Source organism: Acidovorax sp., from assembly GCF_021287135.1.
Taxonomy (GTDB): Bacteria; Pseudomonadota; Gammaproteobacteria; order Burkholderiales; family Burkholderiaceae_C; genus Acidovorax.
In genome coordinates, this window is sequence record NZ_JAJTBB010000085.1 from 306,483 (window position 1) to 318,265 (window position 11,783).

The following is an 11,783-nucleotide window of genomic DNA, read 5'->3' on the forward strand; positions in this document are numbered from 1 at the left end:
TTTGCTTGTAATCCAGGGCTACAGCGACACTGCGGGCCCGATCCACAGGTCCAGCGGTGGGTCGGACGCCACCGCCCGCAGGATGTCGGTGCGGGAGATGAAGCCGGCCAGCAGCCCTGCCTCGTCCGTCACCGGCAGCCCCGGCAGGCCGGTCTCCAGCAGCACGGCGGCCACGCGGCGCAGCTCGGTATCGGCCGCCACGGCGGGCACGGGGCTCACCATCACCTGCGACACCGGCCGGCGCGCCAGGTCGATGGCCTGCTTGACGGCGCCCGGTTCGGGCAGCAGATCCAGCGGCGCCATGTCGGCCCGCAGCAGCAGCCCAATCACGCGTCCCTGCGCATCCACCACCGGGGCCTGCGCCACCTGGTGCTCGGCCAGGGTCTGCCAGGCATCGTTCACCCGCACGTCCGGGCGCACGCTCAGGCCCCCCGAGGTCATCACATCGCGCACCTGGGTCAGCGGCTGGCGCGCAGGCTGCGGGCCCTGCTCGGTCTGGACATAGGCGCTCACGGCGTCCTGCAGCCGCAGGTTCACCGCCGGCGGCGCCGGGGCCGCGGCCCGGCCGGGGGCGGCGGCCCCCGGCGCGAAGGCGGGCACGGTGTCGCCCGGCGCACTGTCCAGGACCCGGGTGCGCAACGCCTGCGGCCGCTGCACGCGCCGCACCGGCGCGATCTGGGCGAGGTTTTCCGGACCGCCCCGGTACATCTGGCCCGAGGGGCCGAACACAAAGAACATGCTTTTCTCCTGCTGGCGGGCCCGTGAACCGCGCAGGGTTCGCGCCAGGGCCGCCGTGGCCATGTTATCGGCAGGGCGGCGCGGCAGCTGCAGGGCTTGGTGTATCCGCGTGTTGCGGCAGCGCAGGAGAGCAACCCCGCGCCGCGCCGGGGCCGGGCGTTGCCCTACACTGCCCGGCTTTGCCCGCACGCCCCTGGAGTCCCGCATGATCGACCGCAACGCCATCGCGGCTGCCCGCCAGCAGCTTGCCGCCCGCCCCGACTTCCTGCGCACCACGCCGCTGATGCGCCTGTCGGGCCGGTCGCTGGGCGTGGACTGCGCCGAGGTCTGGCTCAAACTGGAGCACCTGCAGGTGGGCGGCAGCTTCAAGGCGCGGGGCATGCTCTACCGCCTGCTGGCCAACCCCGTGCCCGACAGCGGCGTGATCATCGCCTCCGGCGGCAACGCCGGCATTGCCGTGGCGGCCGCGGCGCAGGCCCTGGGTGTGCGCTGCGAGGTGTTCGTGCCCGAGGTCTCGCCCGAGGCCAAGCGCGCCCGCCTGCGCGCGCTGGGCGCCGAGGTTGTGGTGACCGGCGCCGCCTATGCCCAGGCCTACGAGGCCTGCGTGGCCCGCCAACAGGCCACGGGCGCGCTGCAGGCCCATGCCTACGACCAGCCCGAAGTGGTGGCCGGGGCCGGCACCCTGGCGCTGGAGATCGAAGAGCAGGCCCGCCGCCTGCCCGACAGCCTGCTGGTGAGCGTGGGTGGCGGTGGCCTCGTCGGCGGCGTGGCCGCCTGGGTGGAAAGCCGCGCCCGCGTCATCGCCCTGGAGCCCGAGCGCGCCCCCACGCTGCACGCCGCCCGCGCCGCCGGCCAGCCGGTGGACGTGGAGGTGGGCGGCATCGCCGCCGACTCGCTGGGCGCGCGCCGCATCGGTGGCATCGGCTGGGCGGTGAGCCAGCGCCACGTGCACGACGCGCTGCTGCTGCCGGACGACGCCATCCGCGCGGCGCAGCTGTGGCTGTGGAAAGAGCTGAAACTGGCCGTGGAGCCGGCCGCCGCCCTGGGGCTGGCGGCGCTGCAGACCGGCTCCTACCGCCCCGCGCCGCACGAGACCGTGGCCCTCATCCTCTGCGGCGCCAATTTCGATCCCGCCAGCCTGGGCTGAGTCAGGGCCGACCACCCCTTTAAAATCCTGCAATGCTTGACATCCTCCTCCTCCGCAAAGACCTTGACACCGCCATCGCGCGGCTGGAAACCCGCAAAAAGCCCCAGGCCTTCCTGAACGTGGAAGCCTTCCAGGCCCTGGAGTCCGAGCGCAAGACGCTGCAGACCCGCACGGAGGAGCTGCAAGCCCAGCGCAACCAGCTGTCCAAGCAGATCGGCATGCTGATGGGCAAGGGCGACAAGGACGGTGCCGAGGCCGCCAAGGCCCAGGTGGCAGCGTCCAAGGTGGAGCTGGAACAGTCCGCCGCGCGCCTGGAGCAGATCCAGGCCGAGCTGCAGGCCATGCTGGTGGCCGTGCCCAACCTGCCGCACGAAAGCGTGCCCGTGGGCAGCGACGAGCACGGCAACGTGGAAGTGCGCCGCTGGGGCACGGTGCCCGCTTTCGATTTCGAAGTGAAGGACCATGTGGACGTGGGCACGCCGCTGGGTCTGGATTTCGACATGGGCGTCAAGCTCTCGGGCTCGCGCTTCACGGTGATGAAGGGGCCGATTGCCCGCCTGCACCGCGCGCTCAGCCAGTTCATGCTGGACGTGCAGACCCAGGAGCACGGCTACACCGAGTGCTACGTGCCCTATGCCGTCAATGCAGACTCGCTCAAGGGCACCGGCCAGCTGCCCAAGTTTGAAGGCGACCTGTTCGCCGCCAAGAAGGGCGGCCAGGACGGCGAACCCGTGCCCGACAACGCGGCCCTGTACCTCATCCCCACCAGCGAAGTGCCGCTGACCAACTTCGTGCGCGACGTGGTGGTAGCCGAATCCGAGCTGCCCATCAAGCTCACGGCCCACACGCCGTGCTTCCGCTCCGAAGCGGGCAGCTATGGCCGCGACACGCGCGGCATGATCCGCCAGCACCAGTTCGACAAGGTCGAGATGGTGCAGATCGTGCACCCCGACAAGAGCTACGAAGCGCTGGAAGAGATGACCCTCCACGCCGAGGCCATCCTGCAAAAGCTGGGCCTGCCCTACCGCGTGATGAGCCTGTGCACCGGCGACATGGGCTTTGGCGCCGCCAAGACCTACGACCTGGAAGTGTGGCTGCCCGCGCAGAACACCTACCGTGAGATCAGCTCGGTGAGCAACTGCGAAGCCTTCCAGGCCCGCCGCCTGCAGGCCCGCTTCAAGAACGCCCAGGGCAAGAACGAGCTGCTGCACACCCTGAACGGTTCCGGCCTGGCCGTCGGCCGCACGCTGGTGGCAGTGCTGGAAAACTACCAGCGCGCGGACGGAACCGTCGAGGTTCCGGCCGTTCTCCGCCCGTATATGGGCGGAGTGTCGGAGCTTGCTCCGACTTGAGCGGATAGTTTCTGTGCAGGCTCACTTTTTGGCCCCAGTAGCCTGACAGGCCCAGCGTTGCGGCGCCGCAATGGCAGCGGCCCGCAGTTTCGGGACAATCGGGGGATGACCTCCCCTGCCACCCCTTCCGAAAACGCACCCGGGTCCGCGCCCATCCGTCTCACCCAGTACAGCCACGGCGCGGGCTGCGGCTGCAAGATCAGCCCCAAGGTGCTGGACGTGATCCTTGCGGGCAGCGGCGCCCAGCACCTGGACCCGCGCCTGTGGGTGGGCAACGCTTCGCGCGACGACGCGGCGGTGTACGCGCTGGATGACGAACGCGGCGTGGTCTCCACCACCGACTTCTTCATGCCGATCGTCGACGACCCGTTCGACTTTGGCCGCATTGCCGCCACCAACGCCATCAGCGACATCTACGCCATGGGTGCCGACCCGCTGATGGCCATCGCCATCCTCGGCTGGCCGGTGAACCTGCTGCCGCCGGAGGTGGCGCGCGAAGTGGTGCGCGGCGGCCGGGCGGCCTGCGATGCGGCCGGCATTCCGCTGGCGGGCGGGCACTCCATCGACGCGCCGGAGCCCATCTTTGGCCTGGCCGTGACCGGCGTGGTGGAGCGGCGCCACATGAAGCGCAACGACACCGCCACCGCAGGGTGCCGCCTCTACCTGACCAAGCCGCTGGGCATCGGCATCCTCACCACGGCCGAGAAAAAGTCCCAACTGCGGCCCGAGGACGTGGGCCGTGCGCGTGACCTGATGTGTACCCTCAACCAACCCGGCAGCCGGTTTGGCCGGCTCCCGGGCGTGCACGCCATGACGGACGTCACGGGCTTTGGCCTCTTGGGCCACCTGGTCGAAATGGCGGACGGCAGCGGCCTCACGGCGGTGATCGACGAGGCCGCCGTGCCGCGACTGCCGGGCGTGGAACATTACCTCGCCGAGGGCTGCGTGCCCGGCGGCACCCAGCGCAACTTCGACAGCTACGGCGCCCGGATCGCGCCGTTGACAGCGTCGCAAGGGCAGCTACTGTGCGACCCGCAGACCAGCGGCGGCCTGCTGGTCGCCGTAGCGCCCGATGGAGAGCAAGAGTTTCTGCGCACTGCGGCGGAATGCGGCCTGGCGCAGTTGCAGCCCATCGGGCACCTGGTGGCGCAGCAAAGCCACGCCGTCGTGGTGGCCTGACCATGAAGACCGTGGCCGACTACCGGCACATCTTCCTGGCCGATGTGCCGCTGATGGATGTGCGCGCCCCGGTGGAGTTCGGCCAAGGCGCCTTTCCCGGTGCCATCAACCTGCCGCTGATGAACGACAGCGAGCGCCAGCAGGTGGGCACCTGCTACAAGCAGCGGGGCCAGCAGGCGGCGATTGCGCTGGGCCACTCGCTGGTGTCCGGCGAGGTCAAGCGTGCGCGCATCGCGGCCTGGGCGGCGTTTGCACAGGCCCATCCGCAGGGCGTGCTGTATTGCTTTCGCGGCGGCCTGCGTTCGCAGATCACGCAGCAATGGCTGCAGGCCGAGGCCGGCATCGCCTACCCCCGCGTGGCGGGCGGCTACAAGGCGCTGCGCGGCTTCCTGCTGCAGACCACCCAGGCTGCGGCCCAGGAGTGCGCGTTCGTGGTGCTGGGCGGCCTCACGGGCACCGGCAAGACGGAACTGATCGCGCAACTGCCCTGCGGGCTGGACCTGGAACACCATGCCAACCACCGGGGCTCCAGCTTCGGCCAGCGCGTGACCGGGCAGCCCGCCCAGATCAACTTCGAGAACCAGTTTGCCGTCGACATGCTTCGCAAGCGCGCGGCCGGGCACGCCGGTTTTGTCGTCGAGGATGAGGGGCGTCACATCGGGCGCTGTGCGGTGCCGCTGCCCCTGCGACTGCGCCTGGAGCAGGCGCCGCTGGTGCTGCTGGAAGAGCCGTTCGATGCCCGCGTCGAGCGCATCCTGCGCGACTATGTGGTGGACGCATGCGCACAGTTTCAAGCCGCGCTGGGCGCTCTGCCCGGCTTCGCGGCGTTCTCGGCCCGTTTGCTGGAGAACCTGGACAAGCTGGCAAAACGCCTGGGTGGCGACCGCCACCAAGCCTTGCGCTCCATCATGGCCCGCGCGCTTGCCGCACAGGCCTCCCATGGCGAGGTGGCCGCCCACCGCGACTGGATCGCCACGCTGCTGCGCGGCTACTACGACCCCATGTACGCCTACCAGCGCCACCACCGCGCCGGCCGCACCTTGTTCCAGGGGGATCGCGCCGCCGTGCTGGCCTATCTGCAGAGCCGAGAGGATTTGCAGGCGCCGGGCCTCGCGGGCGGGGCGGCGTAGCGCCCCGGCCCTGCCGGCGCGCGACCGTGCGGTGGCCGGATGTGCTCCAGTTAGCTGCCGCTCGGTAGCTCATTGCGCCCACCACCTCAGCCCGCGCCAATTGCAGCGCCTGTTCGCGCCCGAGGGCATCTGCTTTTCCGACTTCGTGTGCGACGCACGGCTCGACCGCGCGCGCCGCGCTGGCCGATCCCCGCCAGCGCCACCGCCTGGTGCTGCAGATCGTGCAACACAGCGGCTTCGACGACTTCTCCGCCTTCAGCCGGGCCTTCAAGCGGCGCTTCGGCACGACGCCGACCGAGGTGCGCAACGCAGGTTGCGTATTGGGCGTTGCGCACGCAACGCCAGGAGCCTTTGCGCTTTATGTCGTTTTGAACCAGTCATTTGTCGTTATCGACAACGACACCGCACGGCCCTATTCCCAGAATAGGCTGTGCCATGACAAGCACATTTCTTCACCCTTTTCGTTCTTTGCGCCGTTTCGGCGGCCTTTCCGTCATCCTCGCCCTGCTGGCCGCAGGCAGCGTACAGGCCGCCATCCCAGCATCGCAGCGGCAGTACCTGCTGGATTTGTATGTTGCCACCGGTGGCCCCACCTGGATCGACAACACCGGCTGGGGCGGCGGCGCAGGCACCGAGTGCAATTGGCACGGCGTAACGTGCGATGGGGGTGCCACCACCGTCACTGAGCTGCATCTGAGCAGCAATCACTTGGTCAATTCCGTGGGCGTGCCATTGCCCGACTGGGCGGCGCTGCCTGATCTGCAAAGAATCGCCTTGGGCAACAACCAATTGACGGGCCCCGCGCCCGCCATTGCGGGCCTTGCGCAGTTGCAGGACTTCAACGTCGCCGTCAACCAGTTCACCGGTGCGCTGCCCACCCCTGCCGGACTGCAGCACCTGGATGCCTACAACGTCAACGCGAACCAGTTCAGCGGCAGCATTCCAGCGCTTTTCGACCTCCCGGCGCTCACCCGATTCACGGCGCGTGACAACCAGCTGACCGGCCCCATTCCACCGCTCACCGACGTGTCTACCCTGGAAACCTTGGCCCTGCAGAACAACCAGCTAACGGGAGGCATCCCCGTCCTGCCGCCGGGGCTGCTTCGGCTGAACGTGAGCAACAACCAACTCACCGGCCCCGTACCCGCTGCCCCCAACGCGCTGGACGCCGGCGACTCGCACCTCTGCCCCAACTACCTCACGCCCTCGAACAGCCCGGCGTGGGATGCGGCCACAAGCGAAACACCTTGGTACGACAACTGCACCGCCCCGCCGCCGGGGCTGGGCGGCACCACGGCCGTGCCCACGCTGGGCGAATGGGCACTGGTTCTACTCGCGCTCACCGCCGCCGCGCTGGGCCTGGGCGCGCTGCAGCGGCGTAGGTTCTGAAGCCTTATTGGCCTCCAGCGCCCGCCCACCAAGCACAAGCAGCTATCTATTTCATAGAAGAACCATCACCATGACAGCCTCTCTACTCCGCCGCTTTCTAACCCTCATTGCCCTGCTGGCCGCAGGCAGTGCCCAGGCCGACATTCCCGCATCGCAGCGGCAATACCTGTTGGACTTCTACGCCGCCACCGGGGGCGCGAACTGGACACAGCAGGACAACTGGGGCGGCGCCGTCGGCACCGAGTGCACTTGGTACGGCGTGGTCTGCACGGGCGACACTGTCACGAGGCTGGAGTTCTCGTCCAACCACCTGGTCAGTCCCGCGAACACGCCGCTGCCCGACTGGTCGGTGCTGCCGGACCTGCAGGCCATCGACCTGTACAACAACCAACTGGCAGGCCCCGTGCCGGCCATCGCGGGCCTGGCACAACTGGAGTTCTTTAGCATCGGCAACAACCAGTTCACAGGTGCGCTGCCCGCCCCCGCCGGGCTGCAGCACCTGGAGCGGTACTACGCCCTCAACAACCAGTTCAGCGGCAGCCTTCCGCCATTCGACAACCTGCCCGCGCTGCAGGTGGTGGGGCTGCGCCAAAACCAGTTCACGGGCGCCATCCCCTCGCTGGCCGGCGCGCCCGCGTTGGAGCAACTGGGCCTGAGCTACAACCAGCTCACGGGCAGCATTCCTGCGCTGCCCCCGGGTTTGCAGCGCCTGTATGTGAACAACAACCTGCTCACCGGTCCCGTGCCCGCAGCGCCCAATTCGCTGCTCACCAATGATTCGCAGCTCTGCCCCAACCACCTCACGCCCTCCGTCAGCAACGACTGGAACGTGGCCACGGGCGAGACGCCCTGGCATGCCGCCTGCACCCCGCCGCCGCCCGGTCTGGGCATCACCCCCGTCCCCACGCTGGGCGAGTGGGCGCTGGCACTGCTGTCGCTGGCCGCCGCCACGCTCGGCTTCGTGGCGCTGCGGCGCCGGCGGGTTTGAAGCATTTTTGGCATCTGGGGAAATCCTGCAAAACCGCGATGGCAGCCTGATAGAAGTAGGCTAGCCATGGCATTGCGCAATGAACTGCGCTACGCGGCCTGGCTGTGAAGGCCCAATAGGTTGTTGTGTTCATCTGAGTTGAGTTTGAGAGACCGGGAATCGCCAAATCCCCTGTTTCTCAAAAGCACCCAACCAGATGAACATCCACTGCGGCAAGGGCTCTGCTGCGGCTCTCTAAAAGTTGCCCACCAGCATAAGGACCGGATAACGTTCGCCCCCAACAACCAGGGGGGAGCATGTCCAACTTCACAGACTACTTGTCGGCGTTCTCTAGTGCGGTAAGTGCTGCTGCCGCTTACTGGGCCTGGAGTACCGCAACCGAAGCACACAACCTGGCCAAATCTCTGGCTGAAAAAGCGGTTGCAGATGAGTTTGCACTTGAGCTGGAGCGTTTGACCCTGGCTGTCGCAGAGGTGGAGGCCGAGTCGGCAAAGCTCTACTTTCTCGGCGCCAACACGAAGGTGGCTGCAACTTCACGCGCAATGGCGATGGGCCCTGACAACCTGTCGAATAGTAGGTTCAGGCAATTTATTGAACGGGTTGAAGAGCATATTGCCGACTCCCTTGAGGCGACTGACAAGGTGAAGGCGTTTCGAAGTCGCGCCAACGAAATATCCCCGTCTTCAGAGCGGCAGATGGACGAAACCCGCAAGCTGCGAATTGAATGCGCTGCACTCGGTATTGAGCTTCGCGGCAAGTTTGACAGGCTACAAGTCGATAGGAGTGGGTGGGTCAATGGCTGATACGCGACGACGCTCTGACCTACCAAAACCCATGCACCGTGGCTACATGGTGTCTACACGACCACACCAAAAGAAAAACCCCGCTACCAAATTGATAGCGGGGTTTCCTCTGTACTGGCGGAGAGGGTGGGATTCGAACCCACGGTAGTGTTGCCACTACGCCTGATTTCGAGTCAGGTACATTCGACCACTCTGCCACCTCTCCTATGTGTCGAAGCCTTTGAGTATAGCAGGGATTTGCGCTCCCTCGCGCGCGTGGATGGGCACTCCGGTGCGGCGGCTGAGCGATGGTTGGCGGAATGCCCGCAGTGCCTCGTCTGAGCGCGACGGGGCATGGAACATCGTCCGGGATAGTGTTCGTCGTCTCTATCGATGAGAATGGCCGCGGCGGCAGATTGAGGGTGTCCGCTGGCATTTCGCCAAAAACGGGAGGTTCTCCGCATGGTTTCCATCAAGCACTTTGCAAGAACGGTGCGAGTCTTTCTCGTCCTGCTCCTCGCGATCCTCTCGGTGCCACAGGCCCGGGCTGCCTTCGCCACCCGCGCGGTGCATTCCACCGGCTACACCGGCCTGTTCATTTCGATGGCGCTTGACGCGGCGGAACGGCCGATCATTTCTTTTTTTGATTTCTCGACCACGGATCTTCAGATCCTGTTCTGTGCCGATCGCCAGTGCAGCGCTGCGACCGTCAAGACCCTGGACCTGAATGCCGGTGCGGTCGGGAGGTATGGGTCGCTGGTTCTCAATGCGGCGGGCCATCCGGTCGTGAGCTATTACGACAGCACGGGGCAACGGCTCAAGCTGGCCATCTGCGCGGATCCCGGCTGTGACGCGGTGACCACCGTGGTTCTCGATGATCCCGCTGCAGATGTCGGGCAGTACACCTCCTTGCAGCTTTCGCCCGCAGGGAACCCCATGGTGTCGTACTGGGATGTGACCAATCGCGACCTGAAGCTTGCGGTATGTGCCGATCCGATGTGCGCCTTGGTCACGACTACCGTGGTGGATGGCAGCGCTTCGTTAGTGGGCGAGTACAGCTCCATGCAGTTGAATGCAGCCGGCAACCCTGTCATCGCTTACCTCGATGGAGGCGCTTTCAGCCTCAAGATTGCAACCTGCAACGACCCCGCATGCAGCGCTCCGCTGATCCGCACGCTGGACCCTGGCCCTTTTGCGGGGCTCTATCCGTCCTTGCGCCTGGATGCTGCCGGCAACCCCGTCGTCGCCTATGCCGGAAACTCAGCCTCGAAAATTGTGCAGTGCCAAGACGCCAGTTGCACGGCCAGCACCATCCATTTTCTGGACCAGACGACGGTCGGCGTCGGCATTTACGCGTCTTTGCGCCTGTTGTCTGATGGCAGGCCCATCGCCAGCTATTTCAATAGCAACGGCGGCGATCTTCGGGTGGCCACCTGCGTGGACGTCGCTTGCAGTGCTGCTGCGGTCGAGGTGGTGGCCACTGCGGGCTCCATCGGCTACTACAGCACGTTACGCCTGGTGGGCGACCGGCCGGTGATTGCAAGCCATGAAGGCAACAATGGCGATCTCATGCTCAGCTACAGGGCGCCGGGCGTGACGTCGGTCTCGGTGCCCGCGAACGGCATCTACAGCGCGGGCCAGAACCTGGATTTCGTCGTGCATTGGGATGAACCCGTTACCGTGGCGGGCTCGCCAACGCTTGGCCTCACGCTGGGAAGCAGCAGCGTGAACGCGAGTTACGTCGGAGGATCCGGGGGCACAGAGCTGACCTTCCGCTATACCGTCCAGCCCGGCGATGTTGACGCCGATGGCATCGCCGTGGGAGTGCTGGGGTCCCCCCCGGGCACGATTCATGCCGATGGCTATGACGCGCTCCCGGCCTTGAACGGTGTGGGCAGCACGGCGGCCGTCCTGGTGGACGCGGTGGCGCCCGTGGTGGTGTCCGTGACGCCGCCCCCCAATGGCAATTACCTCACTGGCCAGCCGATGGAGTTCAGCGTGAGCTTCGATGGGGTCATCTTCGTGGACACCAGCGGGGGCACGCCCCGGCTTGAACTCACGGTGGGGGCAGCCCATGTGTTTGCCGACTACGTCGCCGGATCGGGCAGCGCGACTCTCGTCTTCCGCCACACGGTCGCAGCCGGGGAGAACGACAACGATGGAATCACCGTGGGTGGGCTGCAACTCAACGGCGGGACCCTTGTTGACGCTGCATCCAATCCGGCCGCGGTATCCCTCGCGGGCGTGGGCTCGACCGTGGGTGTGCTGGTGAACCGCAGTTTTCTGGTCACCGCCAGCGCAGGAGGCAATGGCACCATCGCGCCGGCGGGCGCACTGCCGGTGGCCCAAGGGGCTTCACTGGCGTTTTCACTGGTACCCCAGCCCGGCTACGCTGCCAACGTGGGCGGTACCTGCGGCGGCACATTGGCGGGCAATACGTTCACGACGGCAGCGGTCGTGGCGGACTGTACCGTCGTGGCGAGCTTTGCGCTGGTCCCTGTCAGGAGCTATACCGGCCCGTCGGCCATCGGGTCCGGGTCTATCACCGCCTCATTCACGGGTGGCGGTGCCACCTGTTCTTTCGATGCACCGCAGTACATACCGCTGGCAGGCCACACGCACAGCCCTCCCGTGGGCAGCGCGCCACCCGGAGAGGTTTTCCCACATGGACTCTTTGGCTTTCGCACGGTGGGATGTGGAGCCGGGGGGACGATCACCTTGACCGTCACGTACCCGTCGCCCGTGCCCCCCGCCAGCCGCTACTGGAAGTATGGCCCGACCCCGTCCGAGCCAGCGCCGCATTGGTACATTCTTCCCGCCACGATCTCGGGCGCTACGGTCACTTTCAGCATCACGGATGGGGGGCTAGGCGACGACGACCTGGCGGCCAATGGCACCATCGTAGACCCAGGAGGGATTGGTTATCTGGTTTCTCCGGTGCCTGCGCTGTCGGACGGGGCTTTGGCGCTGCTGGCGCTGATGCTTGTTCTGCTGACGGTACGCCGACGGTACTGATCTGCGCGAGCCTGTGAGAATCCCTGGCGCCCCTCAGGGGCGCAGGCGCCTCCCCGCACGGGT

At 66.8% G+C, this 11,783-nt stretch carries 9 protein-coding genes, 1 tRNA gene and 1 pseudogene; 9 read left to right on the top strand and 2 right to left on the bottom strand.

Translation table 11 applies throughout. From position 1 onward, the window contains the following. Positions 1 to 18: 18 nt before the first annotated feature. The gene (locus LWW96_RS21025) at positions 19 to 738 is read right to left on the bottom strand and encodes a CBS domain-containing protein (RefSeq protein WP_291489809.1); all 720 of its coding nucleotides are present in this window, start codon (positions 736 to 738) and stop codon (positions 19 to 21) included. Positions 739 to 943: 205 nt separating this feature from the next. Between LWW96_RS21025 and LWW96_RS21030 the strand changes: the two genes are divergently transcribed. From LWW96_RS21030 to LWW96_RS21060, 8 genes and pseudogenes are all read left to right on the top strand, one after another. Then, positions 944 to 1,885, top strand: coding sequence for a threonine/serine dehydratase (locus tag LWW96_RS21030; RefSeq protein WP_291489810.1), 942 nt, complete (start codon positions 944 to 946; stop codon positions 1,883 to 1,885). Positions 1,886 to 1,917: 32 nt separating this feature from the next. Then, complete coding sequence (gene serS / locus LWW96_RS21035; protein WP_291489811.1) at positions 1,918 to 3,237, top strand: serine--tRNA ligase; 1,320 nt, start codon at positions 1,918 to 1,920, stop codon at positions 3,235 to 3,237. Positions 3,238 to 3,342: 105 nt separating this feature from the next. Next, a complete protein-coding gene (gene selD, locus LWW96_RS21040) occupies positions 3,343 to 4,416 on the top strand; it encodes a selenide, water dikinase SelD (protein ID WP_291489812.1) in 1,074 nt (357 codons plus the stop codon). 2 nt (positions 4,417 to 4,418) lie between these two features. Beyond that, a complete protein-coding gene (gene mnmH / locus LWW96_RS21045; protein ID WP_291489813.1) occupies positions 4,419 to 5,546 on the top strand; it encodes a tRNA 2-selenouridine(34) synthase MnmH in 1,128 nt (375 codons plus the stop codon). 179 nt (positions 5,547 to 5,725) lie between these two features. Then, a pseudogene (locus LWW96_RS22240) lies at positions 5,726 to 5,842 on the top strand (AraC family transcriptional regulator); the annotation flags it as partial. 172 nt (positions 5,843 to 6,014) lie between these two features. After that, a complete protein-coding gene (locus tag LWW96_RS21050) occupies positions 6,015 to 6,935 on the top strand; it encodes an IPTL-CTERM sorting domain-containing protein (RefSeq protein ID WP_291489814.1) in 921 nt (306 codons plus the stop codon). 70 nt (positions 6,936 to 7,005) lie between these two features. Continuing rightward, entirely contained in the window at positions 7,006 to 7,923 is a 918-nt protein-coding gene (locus LWW96_RS21055; RefSeq protein ID WP_291489815.1) for an IPTL-CTERM sorting domain-containing protein, read from the top strand. 296 nt (positions 7,924 to 8,219) lie between these two features. After that, complete coding sequence (locus LWW96_RS21060) at positions 8,220 to 8,726, top strand: hypothetical protein (protein WP_291489816.1); 507 nt, start codon at positions 8,220 to 8,222, stop codon at positions 8,724 to 8,726. Positions 8,727 to 8,841: 115 nt separating this feature from the next. Here the strand turns inward: LWW96_RS21060 and LWW96_RS21065 are convergent. Beyond that, a tRNA-Ser gene (locus LWW96_RS21065) sits at positions 8,842 to 8,931 on the bottom strand. 236 nt (positions 8,932 to 9,167) lie between these two features. Between LWW96_RS21065 and LWW96_RS21070 the strand changes: the two genes are divergently transcribed. Beyond that, entirely contained in the window at positions 9,168 to 11,720 is a 2,553-nt protein-coding gene (locus LWW96_RS21070; protein WP_291489817.1) for a choice-of-anchor U domain-containing protein, read from the top strand. Positions 11,721 to 11,783: the final 63 nt, after the last annotated feature.